General features: G+C 66.7%; 17 protein-coding genes. 13 read left to right on the forward strand and 4 right to left on the reverse strand.

The window, feature by feature from the left end:
- Window positions 1–955: 955 nt before the first annotated feature.
- The gene (locus R5W23_RS03160; RefSeq protein ID WP_320685068.1) at window positions 956–4,240 is read right to left on the reverse strand and encodes an efflux RND transporter permease subunit; all 3,285 of its coding nucleotides are present in this window, start codon (window positions 4,238–4,240) and stop codon (window positions 956–958) included.
- A 132-nt stretch (window positions 4,241–4,372) separates the two neighbouring features.
- Entirely contained in the window at window positions 4,373–5,797 is a 1,425-nt protein-coding gene (locus R5W23_RS03165; protein WP_320685069.1) for a hypothetical protein, read from the reverse strand.
- Window positions 5,798–5,889: 92 nt separating this feature from the next.
- On the opposite strand from R5W23_RS03165, the gene R5W23_RS03170 reads away from it, so the two are divergent.
- Window positions 5,890–7,083 (forward strand): hypothetical protein, encoded by a 1,194-nt coding sequence (locus R5W23_RS03170; RefSeq protein WP_320685070.1) that lies wholly within the window; start codon window positions 5,890–5,892, stop codon window positions 7,081–7,083.
- 95 nt (window positions 7,084–7,178) lie between these two features.
- On the opposite strand, the gene R5W23_RS03175 is transcribed toward R5W23_RS03170, so the two are convergent.
- Entirely contained in the window at window positions 7,179–7,568 is a 390-nt protein-coding gene (locus R5W23_RS03175) for an FHA domain-containing protein (protein ID WP_261187953.1), read from the reverse strand.
- Window positions 7,569–7,682: 114 nt separating this feature from the next.
- Here R5W23_RS03175 and thrC point away from each other — a divergent pair, with 114 nt between their 5' ends.
- From thrC to R5W23_RS03195, 4 genes are all read left to right on the forward strand, one after another.
- Window positions 7,683–9,077, forward strand: a complete 1,395-nt coding sequence (gene thrC / locus R5W23_RS03180; protein ID WP_320685071.1) for a threonine synthase — start codon at window positions 7,683–7,685, stop codon at window positions 9,075–9,077.
- Window positions 9,078–9,127: 50 nt separating this feature from the next.
- Window positions 9,128–9,808 carry a DUF1559 family PulG-like putative transporter gene (locus R5W23_RS03185; protein ID WP_320685072.1) on the forward strand — a complete coding sequence of 227 codons (681 nt, stop codon included), beginning with the start codon at window positions 9,128–9,130 and terminating at the stop codon, window positions 9,806–9,808.
- A 56-nt stretch (window positions 9,809–9,864) separates the two neighbouring features.
- Window positions 9,865–10,656 carry a 4-hydroxy-tetrahydrodipicolinate reductase gene (gene dapB, locus R5W23_RS03190; RefSeq protein WP_320685073.1) on the forward strand — a complete coding sequence of 264 codons (792 nt, stop codon included), beginning with the start codon at window positions 9,865–9,867 and terminating at the stop codon, window positions 10,654–10,656.
- A 71-nt stretch (window positions 10,657–10,727) separates the two neighbouring features.
- Window positions 10,728–11,627 (forward strand): hypothetical protein, encoded by a 900-nt coding sequence (locus R5W23_RS03195; RefSeq protein WP_320685074.1) that lies wholly within the window; start codon window positions 10,728–10,730, stop codon window positions 11,625–11,627.
- A 268-nt stretch (window positions 11,628–11,895) separates the two neighbouring features.
- Here the strand turns inward: R5W23_RS03195 and R5W23_RS03200 are convergent, their stop codons facing one another.
- Window positions 11,896–12,441, reverse strand: a complete 546-nt coding sequence (locus R5W23_RS03200; protein ID WP_320685075.1) for a hypothetical protein — start codon at window positions 12,439–12,441, stop codon at window positions 11,896–11,898.
- A 445-nt stretch (window positions 12,442–12,886) separates the two neighbouring features.
- Here R5W23_RS03200 and R5W23_RS03205 point away from each other — a divergent pair, with 445 nt between their 5' ends.
- From R5W23_RS03205 to R5W23_RS03240, 8 genes are all read left to right on the forward strand, one after another.
- Window positions 12,887–13,795, forward strand: coding sequence for a tyrosine-type recombinase/integrase (locus R5W23_RS03205; protein ID WP_320685076.1), 909 nt, complete (start codon window positions 12,887–12,889; stop codon window positions 13,793–13,795).
- 538 nt (window positions 13,796–14,333) lie between these two features.
- The gene (gene gp17, locus R5W23_RS03210; RefSeq protein ID WP_320685077.1) at window positions 14,334–14,723 is read left to right on the forward strand and encodes a tail completion protein gp17; all 390 of its coding nucleotides are present in this window, start codon (window positions 14,334–14,336) and stop codon (window positions 14,721–14,723) included.
- Window positions 14,724–14,750: 27 nt separating this feature from the next.
- The gene (locus R5W23_RS03215) at window positions 14,751–15,020 is read left to right on the forward strand and encodes a spike base protein, RCAP_Rcc01079 family (RefSeq protein WP_320685078.1); all 270 of its coding nucleotides are present in this window, start codon (window positions 14,751–14,753) and stop codon (window positions 15,018–15,020) included.
- A gap of 28 nt (window positions 15,021–15,048) precedes the next feature.
- On the forward strand, window positions 15,049–16,359 hold the full coding sequence (locus tag R5W23_RS03220) for an SGNH/GDSL hydrolase family protein (RefSeq protein WP_320685079.1): 1,311 nt from the start codon (window positions 15,049–15,051) through the stop codon (window positions 16,357–16,359).
- 1,083 nt (window positions 16,360–17,442) lie between these two features.
- A complete protein-coding gene (locus R5W23_RS03225; protein WP_320685080.1) occupies window positions 17,443–17,769 on the forward strand; it encodes a P27 family phage terminase small subunit in 327 nt (108 codons plus the stop codon).
- A gap of 103 nt (window positions 17,770–17,872) precedes the next feature.
- Window positions 17,873–18,136 carry an HNH endonuclease family protein gene (locus R5W23_RS03230; protein ID WP_320685081.1) on the forward strand — a complete coding sequence of 88 codons (264 nt, stop codon included), beginning with the start codon at window positions 17,873–17,875 and terminating at the stop codon, window positions 18,134–18,136.
- A gap of 4 nt (window positions 18,137–18,140) precedes the next feature.
- Complete coding sequence (locus tag R5W23_RS03235; RefSeq protein ID WP_320685082.1) at window positions 18,141–18,875, forward strand: DNA-methyltransferase; 735 nt, start codon at window positions 18,141–18,143, stop codon at window positions 18,873–18,875.
- On the forward strand, window positions 18,872–20,518 hold the full coding sequence (locus R5W23_RS03240) for a terminase large subunit (protein WP_320685083.1): 1,647 nt from the start codon (window positions 18,872–18,874) through the stop codon (window positions 20,516–20,518). The genes R5W23_RS03235 and R5W23_RS03240 overlap by 4 nt, the downstream gene beginning before the upstream one ends.
- Window position 20,519: the final 1 nt, after the last annotated feature.

The following is a 20,519-nucleotide window of genomic DNA, read 5'->3' on the forward strand; positions in this document are numbered from 1 at the left end:
TTGCCGATTTTTGAAACGGTCCGAGTGGACCGGCTGATACCGAAGCGTGAGTAGTGCTGGCGCCGGAGCGCGGGCCTCTGGCCCGCTGGTATGCGCCGGGAGTCCGTTTTGAGTTCTCCCGTAGCCGAATCGAACCGCTGATCTCAAGCGGGCCAGAGGCCCGCGCTCCGGCGCCGGCACCAACGCCTATCAAGCTGCCGGTGTCGGTGTGGGCACATGTGAATGCGCCAAATCCAGACGAACACGAACAATCTCATAAGCACTCAGCAAATCGCGCTTGCATGAGACCGGGGTGTTATCGGGCCATGTCCGGAAAGCTGCACCGCCGCGCGTGCGGCGCCGGGGCGGTGCCATCAGAGGGATAGGGGCACTGCGCGCGTGCCTCAACTGGTCAGCGAGGTGCGTCATTCGCACGGGTGTAAAAGGGGGTTACAGTCCCGCTCACGGTTGGCGAGCGGCACCCGTCATTTCCAGTTCGGGCCACGTCCCCCTTTACGGAGTGCTCAAGGTGGTCCGCTCACTCCGTGAGCGGTCGCTCCGGGCTCGGATTCGTGTTGGAGACCACGACGGCGACTGCGTCACGAGGAGCGGACCTGATGTGCGGAGCGACCGCTCACGGAGTGAGCGGACCACACTCAGGGGCAGAACCGCGGTGTGATACTTGAAGTGACTGGTATCCGGCTGGGGGCAAGATGGAACGTTCGCGGGCTTGGAGCTACCGATTCGCTACCCACCCGCGGGCATGCTGCTACCACCGAATCCGGCCCGCAAAACCCGAACAACGCTTTCAAACGAACGGAGGGCGGCTCCAATGCAGATCGATGGACGTGCCGCAACACATTATTGCGAAGCCAGTTGCGGCAAAAATGGCCCGATACAGCGTTTCGACTGTTCGGACCCGAACGGGTGCTGGCCGCTCACACCAATGGCGTGTGAGTGGCCAGAAATGCCGCGATTACTCCTCGAACAGTTGCACTTTGTTATCGTCGTACCGGCCGCTGTTCGGGTCGTCCGGGTCCATCGACGCGCCCACGACGCCGGCCTTTCGCTGTGCCACCGCGAACACCGCCGGCAGCAACAGCAGGGTGGCGAGGGTCGACGCGGTGAGGCCGCCGACCACCGCACGACCCAGCGGCGCGGTCTGGTCGCCGCCGGCGGCCGCGCCGATCGCCATCGGCAGCATCCCCGCGATCATCGCGCAGCTCGTCATCAGGATCGGCCGCAGCCGCGCCCGCCCGCCCTCCACGGCGGCGCGGACGGCGCCGCCGTGGCCCGTGCGTGCCCGCTCGGCGAACGTGACCAGCAGGATCGCGTTGGCCACGGACACGCCCAGCGCCATGATCGCGCCCATAAAGGACTGGAGGTTCAGCGTCGTGTTCGTGACCCACAGCGTGAGCCCCACCCCGCACAGCGTCGCGGGGACCGCGGCCACCGAGACCAGCGCCAGCTTCACCGACTGGAAGTACGCGGTAAGCAGGAGCGCGATCGTCAGCACCGCCAGCAGCAGCCCGCGGCCGAGGCTGGTTTGCACCACGGTGAGCGTGTTCAACTGCCCGCGGATGTCCACCTGCACCCCGCGCGGCGGGGCGCCGACTTCCGCAATGGCCCGCTGAACCGCCTTGCGGACCTTGCCCAGGTCTTGCGTGGACACGTTGGCGGTGATGCTCGCGGCGCGGCGCATGTTGTACCGGTACACCTCCTCGGCGCTGGTAACGTGCGTGAGCCCGCCGCTCGGCGCCAGCACGTCGTGGAGGTAGATCGTGCCGTTCGTGCCGGTGTGATCGCTGGCGTTGTCGGCGGTGTGGCGCCGGCCGACGGGGGTGCTGCCCAGCGCGTCGTCGGTGCCGATCTGCGGCGGCGGGATCTGGACCTGGACGATGTACGCCTGCCCGTTCACCGGGTCGCGCCAGTAGATCGGCTGGATGTACCGGCTCGACGCGGTCGCCGGGATCAGCGACATGCCGATGTCGCGGGCGGTGAGCATCATCGTGCCGGCCCGGGCGCGGTCGATGTTCAGGTTGATGGTGGGGTAGTCCTGGGCGGGGTTCAGTTGCACGTCGCGCAACTCGGGGATCGCCGCCAGCTTCTCGCGCAACCGGCCCGCGAAGGTCAGGTTGGTCGCCATGTTGCTGCCGCTCACCTGCACCTCCACGGGTGTGGGCGAGCCGAAGCTCATCACGTCGCTCACGAGGTCGCCGGGCTCGAACGACAGCCGCACACCGGGCAGTCGGGTGTCGATGTCCGCTTGCGCGAGGCCGTCCTCTTTCCACCGCGTTGTGAGCCACGCCTTCAGCCCGGCGTCGAGCTTCGTTCGGAGCCGCTCTTTCTGCCCTTCCAACTGCCCGGACGCACCCTCCTTCAGTGCGACCTTCAGCAGGCACTCGCCGGGGCCGCTGGTCCACTGGTGAACCGCCTGGATCGGGTAGTTGGTCGGGAACATCCCGACGTAGCCGACGGTGGCCTCCACGTTCTCGGGGCCGACCTCTTCCTTGATGAGCCGGGTGGCTTCCTGGGCCAGCTCTTCCGTGCGCTCGATGCGCGTGCCGGTCGGGGCCTTCAGCCGGAGCAGGAACTGGCCCTTATCGGTGGGCGGGAAGATCGCGGTTCCGAGGTTGAAGTAGAGCAGGGCGACCAGCGCCAGTGCCGCGAGCAGGTAGAGCGGCACGGTGGCGTATCGGAAGTGAACGAGACGGGCCACGACCGTTTCGTAGCCGTCGAGCACCCGGGCGAACAGCCCGCCCTTGGCTTCCGTGTGCGCCGGCGTGTGCCTCAGCAGCCACACCGACATCACCGGCACGAACGTACTCGACAGCAGGTACGACGCGATCATGGCGTACCCGACCGCCAGCGACAGCGGAACGAACAGTTCCCGGGCCGCGCCTTCCATGAAGAACGACGGGATGAACACAGCGAGGATGCACAGCATGGCCAGCAGCCGGGGCACGGCCGTTTCGAGGTTCCCCTGGCGCACCGCGCGGGCCACGCTGTCGAACCGGAGCAGTTGCGTGTGGATGTTCTCCACCTCTACCGTCGCCTCGTCGACGAGGATGCCGACCGCCAGCGCCAGCCCGCCGAGCGTCATGAGGTTCAGCGATTGCCCGCTGGCCCACAGGGCGAACCCGGCGGCGCACAGCGCGATGGGGATGTTGAGCACTACCACCACCACCGAGCGCCAGTCGCGGAGGAAGAGGAGCACCATGAGGCCCGTCAGGGCGGCGCCGATCAGCCCCTCCGTACCGACCCCCCACATCGACTCAACGACGATCGGCGACTGGTCGAAAGCGAACTCGATGCCCACGTCCTCGGGCACGGACTCGCGCATCCGCGGGAGGGCCGCTTTCAGCTCGTCCACGACCGCGACGGTCGAGGCGTCGGCGCGCTTGGTGATGAGCATGTACACCGACCGCCGGCCGTTCACGAGCGCGTACCCCGACGTGAGGTCGGAGGAGTCTTCGAGCGTGGCCACGTCCCGCAGCAGCACCGGGTGCGCGCCGAGCTTGACCGGGACCGCGCCGAGTTCCTGAACGGGGTTCGCGCCGGCCATCACGTTGGACGTGACGAGTACCTGGCGGTCGCCGACCTTGAGCGTGCCCGACGGGGTGACCGGGTTGCCGGCGGCGATGGCGTCGGTCACCTGCCACAGCGTGAGCCCCTGCTTCGCGACCGCGTCGGGGTTCACGTTCACGACGACGGCCCGCTGGTTCCCGCCGAACGCGGGCGGGCTCGACACCCCCGGCACGCTCGCGAACTGGGGGCGCACGCGGAGCGTGGCGATGTCCTGGATGTCCTTGATCGATTTCGTGTCGCTCGAGACGACGAGGTACCCGACGGGCGCGGTCCCGGTGTCGGTGCGGGTGACGAACGGGGGCACGGTGCCGGGCGGCATCATGAACCGCGCCCGGTTGACCGCGGCCACCACCTCGGCCGTCGCCTGGGCCATGTCGGTGCCCGGGTGGAAGTGGACCTTGATGAGGGCCATGCCGAAGATGTTGCGGCTCTCGAGGTGCTTCACCCCGTTCACGTAGAGGAAGTGGAACTCGTAGTAGTTGGTCAGCAGCCCTTCCATCTGGGCCGGCGACATGCCGCCGTAGGGCTGGCAGATGTAGATGACCGGCTGGTTGAGCGGCGGGAACACGTCCGCGTTCATGCGCACGGCCGCGAGCGCGCTGCCGATGAGAACCGCGACCACCCCGACCATGATGGTGACGGGGTTCCGCAGAGCGAAGACGATGGGGTTCATGCGGCCCATTATGCGGGAAGTGAGAGCGGGCCGCCACAGCCGCCGCCGGACGGCCCGCGGCGGCGAACCGGCCGGGGCCGCTGGTCGCGATCGGTGACCGCCCCGGCCACCGTATCGGATTTCGAGGGCTGACTACTTCGCGCGCTCGTCGAACAGCGCGAACACGTCCGGGAGCGCCGTGCGCACAATCACCATGTGCTCGACACCCGCGTACTCCTTGTATGTCACGTGTTTCGCCCCGCCGTCCGTGAGCGCCTTGCGCAGCCCGCGCGCGGCCGCGAGCGCGAAATCTTTGTTACCGACGCCGACGAACGTGGGCTGCTCGGCGAACGGTTTGGCGTCCTTCACGGAGCCGCCCCCGCCAAGGGCCGCGACCGCTGCGAACCGCCCCGGGTGCTTCTGAACCAGTTCTACCGTCTGGGCAGCGCCCATCGAATGACCGACAACGAAGGTGCGTTTCGTGTCCAGCGGGTACCGCGTTGCGAGCTGGTCCAAAATCTTCGCAACGGGCGGCGCGCCGGTGAAGGCCGTGCCGCTGTGCGGGGCGACCAGCACCCAGCCCCGGTCGCGGCACTCGGTGACGATGTGCCCGGCGCCGTACCCCTCGAAGAACAGGTTCTCGGACCCGCCCGCCCCGTGCAGCGCGAACACGACCGGCACCGGCTTATGCGGTGCCAGCCCGCGCGGCACGAACACACGGCAGGGGGCCGATTTCTTTTCCCCCAGTGGAACCGACAGCCAGAACTCGCCGGCCTTCGCGGGGGTGAAGAACGGTTCCCCGTTCAACATGCTTTCGGCGTTCTTGAGCAGGTCGGCGATCGGGAGGTCCGTCTCCGGCAACGCTCCGCTGGCGACGCTCGTGAGCTGCTCGGTGCGGTCACGAACGGTCACTTGCTCGATGGTATCGAGCGACTTCCATGCGCCGGCGGCGTTCTTGAGCGCCGCGAGGCGTGGGGCCGCGCTCGCCACCTGTGAAACGCCGACCGCGGAGCGGCGCAGCTCTTTACCGCTTTCGACCATGAAGTAGAGCTTGCGGTCCAGCCCCTCGAACTCGCCCAAGGCGGGGAGCGGAACCTTGACCGTGTGCGGGAACTTGTCGGGCCTGGCGGTCACGAGCTGCTTGTCCGTGAACCAGAGCTGCACTTCCAGGTTCTTGGGCCGCTCGCCCTTCAGTGCGTACAGCGGGGCGATCGTTACGGTCAGCTCTTTCGCCGTTCCGTCGAGTACGCGCGATTCCGGAACGGCGTACAGGCTCCACGCCCACAGTTGCGCGTTGGACGGCTCGTCGTCGGTCGTCAGGGCAAACGTCGCGAGGTCGAGCGAGCGCCCGGCTTCGCCGAACTGGAACGCGAAGAACTGCTGGGTGAGCTTCGACAGGTGCCCGAGCGCCCGCGCGCGGGCGGCGGTGCCGTCCTGCTTCTCCCATTCCCGCTCGAACCGTTTCACCCGCTGCCCGAGTTCGTATCGCTGGGCGAGTAACGCGTTCGGCTCGGGTTGAGCCGCGACCGGTGTCGCGAGAGCAATGGCCGCCGTGAGCGTCGTGACAACCCGCACCATTTTGGCCCCTTCAAGAAGTCGGGTTGAATCGCGGTTAGTGAAAAAGTTACAACTTGTGGTACGCGAGGATCGCCACCGGAAAGGATTCCACCATGAAGCGTCAACTGTGCGTGACCGTCTTCTTTGCGCTGGTGCTGGTGCCCGATTGGGTATCAGCGTGCTGGCCGCCCGCCGGTGGCTCCTATTATGCGCCCGCCTACGTCTATTACCAGCCGGCGCCGGTCTACTACGCGCCGCCCGTTTATTGCCAGCCGGTGTACGTGCAGCCGTGCGCGCCTGTTACCGTGGCCCCTGCCTCGTCCCCAACCCTTCAGCCGCCCAAAGTGGAGCGCTCGAAGCCGGTCACACCCGCCGATGCGCCGAAGGCGGCGGCGCCCACTCGGCCGCCGCTGATCGAGCCGGTGCGCCCGGCCGCGAACACCGAACCCACGAAGCCGACGGGCGCCGAACCCGCCGCGCTGCCGCTGGTCCCGCGACCCGACGGGCGGTCGGACCTCGACAAGAAGACCGAATGGGGGGCGCCGAAGTCGCCCGCCCCTGAACCGAAGGGCGCGAAGATCGAGTTCCCACCGCTGCCGGACACGAAGGCGCCGGCGTCGGAGCCGAAACTACCGCCGCTGGTTCTCCCAGGGGAGAAGACGGAACCGAAGTTGCCCGTTCTGGAGCTTCCGAAGGAAGGCGGCACGAAACCGCCGGCGATCGAACTCCCGAAAGAGTCTGAGCCGAAGTTCCCGGCTCTGGAACTGCCGAAGGAGGGCGGAGCGAAGCTTCCGGCCCTGGAACTTCCGAAGGGCGGAGAGTCGAAGCTCCCGACTCTGGAACTGCCGAAGGGAGACTCGCCCATAAAGTTGCCGGAAGTGCCGGGGGCGGCGGCGGTTCCGGTGCCCGCTCCGGCCCCGGACGCGCTGATCCCGCCGCCCGGCGTGAGCGTGCCGCGCAACCCCGACGCGCTGCCCCCGCTGACGCTCCCGCCGGACACGCCGATCTCGCCCGACACCAAGCCCACCCAGGTGAAATCGAGCCCGCTGAGCGGCGCATTGAAGGTGAGCGTGTTCCCCGCGACCGGGACCGCTGGAGCGAACGGGTTGCGCAAGGTCGGGTTCTTCAACCACACCGATCGCGACCTCGCGCTGACCATTGAAGGGCAGGCGGTGAAACTCCCGGCGAAGACGTACCTGCACGCCCAACTGCCGCGAACGTTCACCTGGAAGCACAGCGACCAGCCGATCACCAAGGAAACGGTCCCGACCGATGCGAGCGGGCTTGACGTGGTGTTCCGCCCGTAATCGCGAACGACGCGAGCACGGGCGTGGAACTGCGCTCGTGTCGTTTGGTTGACGGCGGTGACGCCGTTTCAGGATTCCCCTCGCTCCGTGCCGGCTCACAGCGGTTCGTCTTCGCCGGTACTTTTGTCGTCGCCGGCCGGGCCTTCCGCCGGGGCGATGTTTTTGTAGCTCTCCACTTTCGGGTGCTCGTCGGAGCGCGCGAACAGGTCGCCGCATATCTGGTATTTGAAGTTGCCGATTTGTAACTCGTCGCCGGGCTTGAGTTTCCCTTCGGCCACTCGCTCGCCGTTGATCCGCACGCCGTTGGTGCTCCCCAGGTCGCGGATCACGAGGTAGTCGTTGACCTGGGCCAGCACGCAGTGCCGCCGCGACACCTTCTTGGAGTTCAACTGCACGTCGCACTCCTCGTGCCGTCCGAACAGCAGGATCGGTTTGTCCAAGAGGATGCTCGGGCCGTCGGCGAGTGAGAGCAGGTGCGCGGGCATGGCTCGCTCCGGGTAAGGGGATACCACTTATACCACGCGGCCGGCACGCGCGAAGCTCTGGAAAACCGCGCGACGAATTCCGTGAGGGGGTGTGGACCTGCTAAAACAACTCGCATGGCAGATCTCCTCTTCCAGCGCTGCATCAACCCGGCGTGCGGCGGCACCGCCGACTGGGCCGACACCGCGTTCCGCTGCCCGCGCTGCGGCGGCCTCCTCGATGTCGCGTACGACTGGAACCGCCTCCCGGTTCCGTCGAGTCTGAAGCACTTCGAGAGTAAATGGGCCAACCGCTCCAACCCGCTCGACTTTTCGGGCGTGTGGCGGTTCCGGGAACTGCTCCCGTTCGCCCCGGACGACAAAATTGTCACCATCGGCGAAGGTCAAACGCTGTGCCAGCGCGCCGACGCGGTGGCTGCGTATTGTGGGATGAGCCCCGGCCGGCTGTTCCTCCAGTACGAGGGCATGAACCCGTCCGGCAGTTTCAAAGACAACGGGATGAGCGCCGCGTTCACCCACGCCCGCATGACCGGTGCCACCCGCGCCGCGTGCGCCAGTACCGGGAACACGTCGGCGAGCTTGGCCGCCTACTGCGCCGCCACGCAACTGATGCGCGGCATCATTTTCATCGGCAGCGGGAAAATCAGTTACGGGAAACTGTCGCAGGCGCTCGAGCACGGGGCGCTCACGGTCCAGATCCGGGGCGACTTCGACGACGCGCTGCGCCGGGTACAAGAAGTGAGCCGGCAGCTCGGCATTTACCTTGTAAACAGCGTGAACCCCTTCCGGTTGGAGGGGCAAAAAACGATCATGTTCCGGGTGCTGGAGGCGCTCCGGTGGGACGTTCCGGACTGGGTGGTGGTGCCCGGCGGGAACCTCGGGAACGTGTCGGCCTTCGCGAAAGCGTTCTTCGAGCTGCGCGAACTGGGGCTGATCGCGCGTCTGCCACGGCTCGCGGTTATTAACGCCGAGGGCGCCCACACCGCCTACCAACTCCACGAGCGACTCGGGCTGCGCTGGAACGGCGGGGCGTTCGACGCGGCCGGCGTTAGCGGGTATTACGGCGAACTCGATGCGACGAACCGGAAGCCCGACACGCTCGCCAGCGCGATCGAGATCAACCGTCCGGTGAACCTGCCGAAGGCGCTCCGGGCTCTGGATTGCTGCAACGGCGTCGTGCGGGCGGTCCCCGACGCGGAGATCTTGGACGCGAAGGCGAAGGTCGGGGCCGGCGGTCTCGGGTGCGAGCCCGCGAGCGGTGCGAGCGTCGCCGGGCTCAAGCGACTGGTGGCCGAGGGCGTGATCGACAAGGACGCCACGGCGGTGTGCATCTTGACGGGGCACGTGCTGAAGGATTCCGACGAAACGGTGGCGTACCACTCCGCGGACCCGGCGACGTTTGAGGCCAAACTCGGGAAGCGTGGCGTGAAGGCGGTGTCGTTCGCGAACCGTGCGGTACAGGTGCCCAACGACCTCGATGCCATTGTGGCGGCGATCCAGTCCCAGCGCTGACTGGCCCCTTCGGGCGACCGGGGCCGGTCGAGCGGCGTTCCGGAGGCGTCATGCGGCCCGGGTTATCGCTCCTCGAAAGCCTTGTTGTGCTCACGATCCTCGGAGTGCTGTTGGCTCTCCTGTTGCCCGCCGTGCAACGGGGCCGGGCCGCCGCCAACGGCGCCGCCTGCCGGAACAACTTGCGACAGATCGGCCTCGGCCTCCACATGTACCACGACGCCCAAAAGACGCTGCCGTTCGCACGCGCCTGCCCCGCCCCGTGGCAGGGCGGCAAAGACCCGCTGTGCCGCGCGTGCAACCCAGCTAACACCTTTACCGGGCCGAACGAAACTTGGTGGTGCCCCTACGACAACCGCCCCGGGGCCACGGTCACCACCGCGCTGCCGGGGTACGCGCCGGCCGGGGCCGTGACGCCGTTCGCGGAGAACTCGGTGCGCGTGTTCCGCTGCCCCGACGCGATCGACTCCGGCGCGGGTTGCCCGACGCAGGGCGGTACGTTCCAGATCGGCTACGCGATCAACCCCGAGGTGGGGGGGAAGAAATTGAGCGAGGTCGGCGGGAGCCTCCTCGTCTTCGAGCACGACGATCTTCCGGCCTGCCGCGGTGTCGCCGACCACTTCACCGGATGGGCCGCGGACGGTGCTCAGCGGGCCGCCCGGCACGCCCCAGTGCGCCACCTCGGCCGGGCGAACAGCGTGTCCTACGACGGCAGCGTGCCCCACGGCCCGTGAGCCGATATGTTGGAAAGCGAACCGATACGTAACGACGACAGCTCGCCGAGACACACATGAAAGTTCATATCGCGGTCAACGGGGCGTGCGGGCGGATGGGGCAGCGGCTGGTGGCGCTGGCCAAAGAGGATCCGGATCTGGTGCTGGTCGCGGCCATCGACGCCGCCACAAATCCGGCGCAAGGGAAAGACTCCGGCGAAGTAGCCGGGATCGGTCCGAACGGCGTGCCGATCCGCTACGACCTGCCCCTCGGCACCCGCATCGATACGCTGATCGACTTCTCCGCGCCTTCGGGCACGATGGCCGTGCTGCCGGTGTGCGTGGACCGGCAGATCCCGATCGTGGTCGCCACCACCGGCCACACCGACGCCCAAAAGGCGGAGATCGAGGCCGCGGCGCACATGACCGCCGTCCTGTACGCGCCCAACATGAGCCTAGTTGTGAACCTGCTGTTCAAGTTGGTCCGGCTCACCGCCGAGGCGCTCAAGGGTAAGGGGTTCGACGCGGAGATCATCGAACGGCACCACCGGTTCAAAAAGGACTCGCCGAGCGGCACGGCGGTGCGGTTCGGCGAGATCATCCGGGAGGTGCAGGGGGGGCAGTTCGTCCACGGGCGCGAGGGCATTGTGGGCGAGCGCAAGGCCGAGGAGATCGGCATTCACGCGGTGCGCGGCGGCGACAACGTGGGGGAGCATACGATCGTCTTCACCACCATCGGCGAGACACTGGAACTGGTCCACAAGGGGCACAACCGCGACAGCTACGCGCGCGGCGCGCTGCTGGCCGCGAAGCACATGGCGAACCGTCCGGCCGGGCGGTACACCATGAACGACGTGCTCGGGCTGTGATCGGCCGGCGCGGCCGGCCGCGTTGAGCTACACTCGGGTTCGACGCCGTGTCTTCTGACGGAGACTCATCTGTGCTGTACCGCGCTTTGTTCGGCCTCGGCTTGTGTTGCACTCTGGTCGTCGGCTTGTCCGATCCGCGCCCGGCGGACGCGCAGGACAAGGACGCGCTTGTGAAAGGGGCGAAAGCCGCCGCCGTCGCCAACCTGAAGAAGGCCAACATCGACAAGCCGACGGTGGTCGAAACCGCCAACTATCTGGTTGCCGGTGCGCTCCCGCCGGAGAAGGCAAAGGCCCTTGGAGAGGCGCTGGAGAAGACGACCGCCGTGGCTCGTAAGGCGCTGAAGTTCGACGACAAGGAAGCGCCCTGGAAAGGGAAACTGACGGTTTACTTCGTGCCCGACAGTGCAGACTTCAAGGCGCTCATGCGGCGGGTGTTTCAGGTGGCGCCCGAGGGCATCCATTCGGACTTGCGGGCCGATCCGCCGTTCCTCGTGGACCCCGCCGAAGCGCCCGCAAAGACCGCGGACGCCGAACTGTACTTCAACACCGCGGCCCGGATCGCCGGCGAACACCTGAAGGGGAAGGGGACCGGCACCCAGAACGTGCCGGACTGGCTCCGCGACGGGTTCGGTCGGGTCACGGCGATGCGCGCCGAGGGGACCACCGCGCGGCGGTACACTGCCTACCGGACACAGGCCCGCGCCGCAATCGCCAAAGGCGCGAAGCTGGAGGACGTGTGGGGTGAATCGAAATCCGCCGCCGGCGAGGTGCTGGCGCAGTCGTTGGCCGAGTACCTCACCTACGGGCCGGGAGCGGCCAAGTTCCCGATGATCCTCGGGGGACTGAGGCCGGGAGAGAACAACGACGCCCCGACCTTCCAGCAGGCTCTGGAAGCTGCCGGATTGCGGGAGAAAGACAAGGGGTTCGCGACGCTTGAGGCGACGTGGCGTAAGTGGGCTGCCGGGAAGTAGCGGAGTAGCGCCGGTGCGGATAAGAGCTGCCGCTTTCGGGGCGGCTCCGATCCCCGCGTCGGGTATCTTAGGTTGTGTGGACAGGTAAATCGCAAGCTGTTGATTGGAAAGCAGTTACGGCATTTTTCCTGGCGATCGTTGCGGCGCTGCACCAAGCTGATTAAGAGCTTGCGCCGAAAGTTAATTGCAAATTCCCGTGCCGGTTTTCTGCCGTCGAGATTCAGCCAAGATCGCTTGGAGCCCGCAACACTCAGTGCGGGTGGCTCGGTCAGTTGTCGGAGGGGCGCTGGGAGCGGAGTTTCCACGGAAGGGGTTCCCCGTCCGGGACGATGAGGATTTCGGCTTCGATCCAGCCGAGCTCGGTGCGGCGGTTGAGCACATGGTTGACCTCTTTGACCCGATACCGGACGTGGGGGTTGCGGGTGGTGTCGGAGAGGAACTCCCCGACACGCGGGAGGGCCGGGAACGTGCGCAGTTCGCCGTCATAGCTCGGGTCACCGAGTAGCGATTCGTCCAAGATCAGGACCAGCACCGTGCCGCTCCGGGCGCTGCCGCTGCGCCCGCCTTTGCTCAGGTGGTCCAACTCGACTCGAGCCGGACCGGCTACCAGCTCCCGAGCCGAATCGCCGGACGTTAAAGGGAACTCGACTCGAGCAACGACCCAGGACTCTTTGCCGAAGGTGACCACTTGGCCGATGCGGGGCAGGACCTCGAACCGGACCACGTACTCCGTGAACCCCTCGACCGGGCGTATCCCCGGTTCCGTCGATGGTTTATATTGTGGGACCCGAATGATTCCTGTCGCGACGTGCATGGGGGCGACCTCCGGAACGGAAACCGCCCCGCCGGTGGTGCCGGCGGGGCGGTGGGGTAGTCGCTGGACTTTAGTCCCGCGCGTTCAGGTAATCAATCTGAACGCGCGGGATTTAGAAACTTAACTGCTCAGCTTCGATTCCGAGCAGATCAGTCCACTGCCGATTTCCCGCCGGCGTAAGATCCGGAAGGAGTATCAAAGCAGTCGGGCCGGCGGGATTTGAACCCACGACCTCTTGCACCCCAAGCACGCGCGCAAAAACCGCCACTTCTTCGCGCGCCTACATACGTCAGCGACCTTGCGCCACGAAACCACGTGGCGCATCCCTCACCCTCTACCTAATCGCGCACTTCTCGCATCGACAATGAAAATAACTGCGCCCTTTGAATCTGACAACGCCGGTGCTGTGGGGAAGGATGTTGGTCTCTCTAAGGAGGCTGACGACGTGTTTCGCGTGACGAACTTGATCGACAGCTTCACTGACGCCCTGAAGGTGCGGGTGAAGCTCGGACAGGCTGAGCAATCGACGTTGGTGTGGTACACCGGCCAGTTGAAGAAGCTGCGGACGGCGGCGGGGGATTTCCCCGCGGCTGATCTACGGGCGCACCATTTGGTCGCCGTGGAATTTACATACCACTTCGTTCGGGCTCTGAAGGCACTGTACAAGTGGGCGGCCGATGAAGATGCGGCGCTCGTCCCGCGCGACCCCTTCCGAAAGCTCAAACCCCCACCGTGCGGCGAGCGGCAACGCATCCTTAGCCGAGCCGAGATGCGCGAACTGTACTTGGCGAGTGAGGCCAGTCACCAGCGGTTTCTGTTCGTCTTGAGCCGCACCATTGCCCGTCCCGGCGAGATCCGGGGGCTGAAGTGGGGAGACATTCAGTGGGACCGGCGGCTCATCACCCTGCGGAAATTCAAGGGGAAGAAGCGGCGCACGGACGGGGTGAAGGTGCGCACGATCCCTCTCGATAAGGCCGCGCTCCGGATGCTCCGCAACTTGCACCGCCGGGCGGGTAGTCCCACGCCAGACGCGCCGGTTTGGAAGGACCGGTTCGGGAAGCAGCTCACTTCAAACGGCTTGCGGTGCCGCATGCGGCGCGCACGCCTCAAAGCCGGCCTGGATCCCGAAGGGGTGGAGGAGCGGGTGGTGTGCTACACCATGCGGCACACGGGCGCCACGAACGCGACCCGGAAAGGCGTGACGGACACCACACTTGCGAAGGTCATGGGCCATTCGCGGAGCTCGACCACGAACCGGTATCAGCACCTCGCCGGCGACGACCTGGTGAACGCGATCGACCGGGCTTCAGCCCGATCCCGGTCCGGGCTGAGCCGCTCGGCGAGCAGCTCGTGAGAGCGCCTGCCGGCAGCTATCCGAGCAGGTGCGGGCAAGCTCCCGAGCAGAATGGAACTGGTTACCGCAGCGCTCGCAGAGGTTCGTATAGCGTAGTTCGTGCTGTGTTTTTCTGTGGTTTCCGCGTTTGGGCACGATGCCTCCTGCTGGGGAAGTGTCACGGAATTATCGAAACGCACGGCGCGCCACGTGCACCATTTTTCGGCGCATAACCGGGCTCAGCCCGCGTCGGGAGCACCCGCCCCGAATACACGACGGCCCGCCGGAGACATCCGGCGGGCCGTCGCTTTGTCGTTGCGCGGAGTCTGGCCGACGTGTAGATTCGATGGCGTTGGGGGGCGCTCACAAGGGTCTCAAAGCTTTAGGAACGCTCCTTCACCTGAACGCGGCCCGCCGGAGACATCCGGCGGGCCGTTCGCTTTCAACCGACCTTCCGCCGGCGCTTGTGGCTGGTACAGTAATCGCGCGAGGGTAATGGCGTGGGCCGCCGGAACGACCGGCGGCCCTTTTTCGTTGGTGCGGCTCGCTACATAGCCGCATGGCATCCATTCAAGAAACCCTCCGCGCCGCGCTCGCGGCTGATCCCGACCTGATCACCCTGGTCGGTGACCGCATCTTCTGCGGGCAGATCCCGGACGACGAAGACGCGCCGCCGTGGCTCTTCTACACGGTCCCCAGCTCGGACCCCGTTGCGGAGGACCTCGACGGGGAGGAAACGAACGTGAGCTCCCAAGTGGAGTTCCACAGCTTGGCAGACACTTACGCGGTCGCGAAAGCGATCGTGGACCGCGTGTTCGTGGTGCTCAACTCCATGCGCGGTGGCACCGTCCGGCTCGCGGTGTGGGCCGGGGACAGTGAGGAGAGCACCGAGGAGGGCTACCACAACGCCTGTCGGTTTCAGGTCCTCTGGGTGCGAGCGGGTACATAGCGGCATCCGAACCCGCGAGTGAACCCGATGGCTGACCGCGCCGCGAACATCGCCTCCTCTCCGACGGGACTGGTCCGCCAGTCCCTGCCGCTCGACGTTTCGGGCGGTGATCACACCCCGGCGGATTTGCCCAACGGGTTCCACGCCAACAGTGACGGCAACATCGTCGGCCGCCTCCAGGACGACACCGCCGACCGCACGTTCGCGGTCCTTGCGGGGCTGCCGTACCCGTACCGGTTCAGCGTTGTGCGTCAGACGGGGACGACCGCGTCCGGGCAGTTTCTGTACACGATTTGAGGCCCGACCCGTGAGCGGACTCGGCGGTTTGTCCCTGGTAAACACGCGACGGTGGGGCGGGTCCGCGGGCGCGGGCCTTGTCACGTCCGACCTCTTGGCCGAGTACCGTTTCGGGGAGGGGAGCGGGGACACCCTCACGGACTGGAGTCCCAACGGCAACCACGGCACGCTGGGGGTGGGGGGCGGCTACAAACCGGAGTGGGTGCCGGCCGGGCTGCGGTTCGGGCCGAGCGGGCAGACGAAACTGGTCACACTGCCGAGCGCGATGGCTCAGCACGTGCGGACCATGCAACTGTTCCTCAGCGTCGCGAGCGAAGGCGGGTCCGTCGTTCAGTGCCCGGTTTCTTCAGATGCCGGATTGGGGATCTTCCTGCGAGAGCGGGACATGCTGTTCGGCGCGTGGGGCGATGCGGCTACTCCTTACGCGGTCGGTTCCCGGTCGATGCGGGGCAACCTCTGCCTGACTCTCACGTTCGGTAACCCGAACCGCGTGTACCTCAACGGCGTTGAAGCGCCCGGGTATTTGGCGCAGCGGACCGATACCGGTTGGTCGGGTGCCGCGAGCCAGTTCCGTCTCGGGAACGGCGTCCGCAACTACTACGGGGACTTCTACCACGCGCTGTTTTATTCCTCGGCGCTGAGCGCTGGTCAGGTGGCGAACAACGTGGAGGTGGTGGCCGCGCGCCTCGCACTGCGGGGGGTGACCCTCGGGAACACCACCCCGACGACCCGCGATCAGGTCCTGTTCGATGGCGACTCCCTGACGGCCGGACAGGGGGCCACGCACGTCTACCCAAGTCAGTGCATGGCGTCGCGCTCCGGGCTGTATGCCTGGACGAACCTCGGTATCGGCGGCCAACTGGCCGCCTCCATTCGCAGCGCGGGACCCGGCCGCGCGGACGTGCTGTGGGGCGACTACACGGGCGCGCGAAAGGTCTACGTGCTGTGGGCCGGCACGAACGACCTGGTGTTCAGGAGCGGGGCGGACATCTACGCGGACATCGTGGCGCGGTGCATCGCGGCGAAGGCCGCCGGCGCCACACACGTGATTGTGCTGACGGTGAAGGACTGCGGGACGTGGAACGCAAGTCAGGTCACTCAGCAGGGCACCCTGAACGGGCTGTTGCGTGCCGACTCGCCGACGCTTCAGACGGGCGTCGTATACAGCGGCGCAACCTACTGCGATTACTTGGTGGATGTCCAGAGTCGGACCCAACTCCAGAACACCAACGACTCCACCTACTTCAGCGATAGTCCCGGGGTCCACCTGACGGACGCGGGCTATGCGATCCCGGCGGCGGACGTGGGTGATGCGCTGACCCTGATTGGCATCACATGAGCCGCGTCCTATTTCGATGCGTGGCGTGTCGTCGCCAGCTCTGCCGCGACCTGTCCCGGATCCCTGAGCGTCCCGTGTGTTCCTCCTGTGGTGTGCCGATGGTAGGCCGTCGGCGTCGCACCGGGGGCGGCAGGCCCGGGGCGCTCAGGGCTCGAATCTACCGCCTGCTCGCCCGCAGCTCCTGCCCCCTCACCACCGCTGACATCGGCCGCCGGCTCTGCCCCGATCGGCGGTCGCCGCGGCTCACCGTTTACGTTCTGTTGCTCAGGATGAAAGCCAGAGGGGACGTGCGGCAGGTCGGCACGGTGCCGGGCCGCGGTACGTTCTGGACCGTGTGAGATTTCCGTCAGGGCTTTTGGCATTCTCCTGGCAAATCGCGGTCCTGCTCCCGACGAGCATGTAGTAGTGAGTGTTCGGTACCACTGCGCGAGAGCTCGAATGCTGATGACCGAAGACCTGATCAGGTGGGCAGAGCAAGTTCGGGCCGAGGCTCGGCGTTTACGTGATCAGCTTAGTCTTGAGCGGCAGCAGACGGCGCGTCTCCTTGCGAAGCATCGGCAGCTTCGCAAGTCTTTTCCGGCGACCAGAAAAACCTGAGTTCGGCGAAGCACTGAAACCGGACAGAGGGTAAGGGGTGTTGGACTTCGGCCGACACTCCCTCCTGACCTCACTGCCCCTCGCGCTCGCGCCGCGCGACCTTTTAATTGATTTTGCGCGGTACATAGAGGCACACACGGGGGACGTTATGGGGTGGTTCCTGCTCTTCGCCTGGCTCGCAATTTCCGAGGTTTTCTTGGTGGGATGCCTGCGCGAGATTGGGCTGATGCGTCCGTTACGATGCCTGCTCGGTTTCCATCGGCCGTCCCAGTGCGTGAGTGAACTCGAGTACCGGTGGCAGGTTCGGCATTGCACGCGGTGCTTTCGCAACTACTTCACCGACTGACCGGCTACATACGGGCATGGAAAAGCCCCTCACGCTCGGCCGCCTCATCACCCTCGGCATCCTGACCGGGGCCGTGGTCTACGTCGCGGTCACCCTCACACTTTGGTTCCGCCCGCACTGGCTGCCGGGTACATAAGCCCGTGAACCCGACGCCTGAACCCCCGGTCCCGCTCACCCAGCACGCGCGAGCGTACTGGGATCGGCACTACGCTCGGCTCGAAGAGGCCGGGGTGATCACCGCCGCGGACGCCGAGTCATTCGCGCTGCTGTGCGTGGTGTGGGGGAAGATTCAGGAGCTCCAGGCGCTCCCGGCGTCGGCCGGGGACTTCCGGACGCCGATTTCCCTGGATCGACTGCTGAAGCAGTACCACGCCTACGCGAAGCAGTTCGGCCTGCTCCCGCAGGCGCGAAAGCAGTCGAAGATGACCGTCACACCGCCCAAGAAGAAAGACGAGTGGGACCTATGAGCGTCACCGTTCCGGCGTTCGTCGTCGTCATCGCGATCGTGGCCGCGTCGGCCCTGACCTGGCGGGCGCTCGACGTGTTCCGATCCATCAAGCGGGGCTACTGATGCCCAACGCCCCGGGCCTCCCTCCCATCCGGCCGCGGTGCCAACCTCGGCCGCGGCTCACCACCACTGAGCGCGGCTACGGGTGGGAGCACCAGCAGCAGCGCGAACGCCTGATCCGCCAGTTTCCCATCTGTCAGCGGTGCGAAAACGACTGGAGCGCGCACCTCCACCACCGCGACCGCAACCCCCACAACCGCGCCGACAGCAACGTCGAACTCCTCTGCCACGGGTGCCACGCGAAAGAGCACGCGCCCGCTACATAGCGGCATGAGAACCGACCTGCCGACCGAAACCGAACCCGTCCGCGTGATCGAAGGCGAGTCCCTGGGCGCGCTCCTCGAGCTGCCCGACGGCGTGTTCGATTTGATCCTCAACGACCCCCCGTATTCGTCGGGCGGGTTCACCCGCGCTGACAGACAGGGTGATGTGTCCGCGAAGTACCAGCAGGGCGGCACCAAGCGAAAGTACCCGACCTTCAAGGGCGACTCCCGCGACCAGCGGGCGTACCGGTACTGGTCGGCGCTCTGGCTGATTCAGTGCCTGCGCGTCTCCAAGCCCGGCGCCATTTGCGGCGTGTTCACCGACTGGCGGCAGCTCCCGGTCACGGTGGACGCGCTCCAGGCCGGCGGCTGGGTGTATCGCGGGATCGTGGTCTGGCACAAGCCCGGCGCCCGGCCCGCTCAGGGGCGGTTCGCGAACGCTTGCGAGTTCCTGGTGTGGGGCACGAACGGCGGCCGTGCGCTCGCCGGAAGCCCGTTCCCGGGGCACTTCTCCCACGCGGTCAAGCAACCCGATAAGCACCATCTCACCGGAAAGCCGACCGCGCTCATGCAGGACCTGGTGCGCGTCGTGCCGCCGGGCGGTCTGGTGCTCGATTGCTTCGCGGGCAGCGGAACGACCGGCGTGGCCGCGGCCCTGGAAGGCCGGCGGGCGGTCCTCATTGAGGAATCAGCCGAGTACGCCGCGATCGCGCGCCAGCGGGTTGCGGGGGTGCTAGTGTGAGTGCCCCTCCGGATTGGGCCGTCCGCACCGCCGCGGACCGTGCCGCGATCGCCGCCGGCTATTACTGGGACCAAGAGGCCGCCGAGCGGGTCGTGCGGTTCGCCGCGGCGTTTGTGGCCGTGAAGTACGCGGCCGGGGCGGGTGACCAGTTCCGCCTGTTCGACTGGCAGGCCCGGTTCCTGATGAGCCTGTACGGGTGGCGTCGGCCCGACGGCGGGCGCCGGTTCCGGAAGGTTCTGCTCCACGTCCCGAAGAAGAACGGCAAGACGCTCATCGTCTCCGTGATCGCGCTGTACGAGCTGATCGGGGCGCGGGTCCGGGCGCCCCTGGTCGCGTCCGCGAGCACCACGAAGGAGAACGCCAAGCAGGTTTACGAGCAGCTCATCTCGTGCATCAACCGCGACGGGCCAGAGGGGAAGCTCGCGCAGGTCTGTAAGCCGGTGGATTCGCGGAAGGTGATCAAGATTCCGTCCCGGGACGGGGAGTATCGGGCGCTCAGCGCCGACGCGCCCAACGCCGAGGGCCTCAACTGCTCGGCGGTGATCGTGGACGAGGCGCACGCGCACCGATCGCCGAAGCTCTACCGCACCCTCGAATACGCCATGATCGGCCGCCCGGACGGCTTCATGGTGATCATCTCGACCGCCGGCGACGACCTGACGCACTGGTATTACGCGCTGGTGGAACGTGGCCGGCGGATCCTCGCGGGCACCGACACGGACCCCACGACCTACGCCGAGATCTACGAAGCGAACCCGGACACGGACGACCTCGACGACCCGGCGACGTGGCGGAAGGTGAACCCGTCGATCGACCAGTACGAGGGGTTCACGTCCGAGGCGTTCCGGCTCGAATGGGAGGCCGCGAAGAAGACCACCACGGACCGCCTGACCTTCGAGCGGTATCGGTTCAACATCTTCCGGCGGGCCGAGGAAGCGACCTGGATTGACCTGGTGCGCTGGGACGCCTGCAAGGGGCACGTGCCGACGCCGGCGGAGCTGCGACACCTGCCAGTCTGGCTTGGGTTCGACGCCTCCCAGCGGATCGACCCGACCAGCATTTCGGCCGTGTGGGGGCGGCCGGGCCGGCAGTTCTACGCGCGCTCGTGGGCGTTCGTGGCCGAGGCCGGGGTGCGTAGCCGTGAGAAAACGAACCTGCCCCGATATCAGCAGTTCATCGCCGAAGGGTCGATGATCATGACCCCGGGGGAGGTGATCAGCAAAACCGCGGTGATGTCGCAGCTGTTCGAGCTGATCGCGTTCGGGAACGTGCAGGGGCTGGTGATGGACCCGAACGGCGCGTGGGTGATCGGCCAGGACCTCGACAGCGTGTTGGGTATCGAGAAGATCCACCGGCAACCGCAGTCCCACCGGTGGTTCAACGGCCCCACCCGCGAGCTGGAAACGTGCGTCATCCAAAAGCGGCTGACGCACGACGGGAGCGCGTGGGCTCGCTGGTGCGTGAACTCGGTGCGCCTCGACCAGGATCAGTACAAGAACGTGCGGCCGGTCAAGAAGAAGTCGGTGGACCACATCGACGGGGCCGTCGCGCTGCTGATGCCGTTCGCACTGGCCGACGCCGCCGCGGCCGCGCCCCCGCCGAAGCCGTCCGTGTACGAGGGGCGCGGGTTCCGGACCTTGTGAG

It is taken from the genome of Gemmata algarum (assembly GCF_034097035.1).
GTDB lineage: Bacteria > Planctomycetota > Planctomycetia > Gemmatales > Gemmataceae > Gemmata > Gemmata algarum.

Bases quoted from the DNA above. Each gene is read 5' to 3' on its own strand.
- dapB (WP_320685073.1), top strand. From the start codon at position 9,865: ATGAAAGTTCATATCGCGGTCAACGGGGCGTGCGGGCGGATGGGGCAG.
- gp17 (WP_320685077.1), top strand. From the start codon at position 14,334: ATGGCATCCATTCAAGAAACCCTCCGCGCCGCGCTCGCGGCTGATCCC.
- R5W23_RS03160 (WP_320685068.1), bottom strand. From the start codon at position 4,240: ATGAACCCCATCGTCTTCGCTCTGCGGAACCCCGTCACCATCATGGTC.
- R5W23_RS03170 (WP_320685070.1), top strand. From the start codon at position 5,890: ATGAAGCGTCAACTGTGCGTGACCGTCTTCTTTGCGCTGGTGCTGGTG.
- R5W23_RS03175 (WP_261187953.1), bottom strand. From the start codon at position 7,568: ATGCCCGCGCACCTGCTCTCACTCGCCGACGGCCCGAGCATCCTCTTG.
- R5W23_RS03230 (WP_320685081.1), top strand. From the start codon at position 17,873: ATGCCCAACGCCCCGGGCCTCCCTCCCATCCGGCCGCGGTGCCAACCT.
- thrC (WP_320685071.1), top strand. From the start codon at position 7,683: ATGGCAGATCTCCTCTTCCAGCGCTGCATCAACCCGGCGTGCGGCGGC.
- R5W23_RS03165 (WP_320685069.1), bottom strand. From the start codon at position 5,797: ATGGTGCGGGTTGTCACGACGCTCACGGCGGCCATTGCTCTCGCGACA.
- R5W23_RS03185 (WP_320685072.1), top strand. From the start codon at position 9,128: ATGCGGCCCGGGTTATCGCTCCTCGAAAGCCTTGTTGTGCTCACGATC.
- R5W23_RS03235 (WP_320685082.1), top strand. From the start codon at position 18,141: ATGAGAACCGACCTGCCGACCGAAACCGAACCCGTCCGCGTGATCGAA.
- R5W23_RS03200 (WP_320685075.1), bottom strand. From the start codon at position 12,441: ATGCACGTCGCGACAGGAATCATTCGGGTCCCACAATATAAACCATCG.
- R5W23_RS03215 (WP_320685078.1), top strand. From the start codon at position 14,751: ATGGCTGACCGCGCCGCGAACATCGCCTCCTCTCCGACGGGACTGGTC.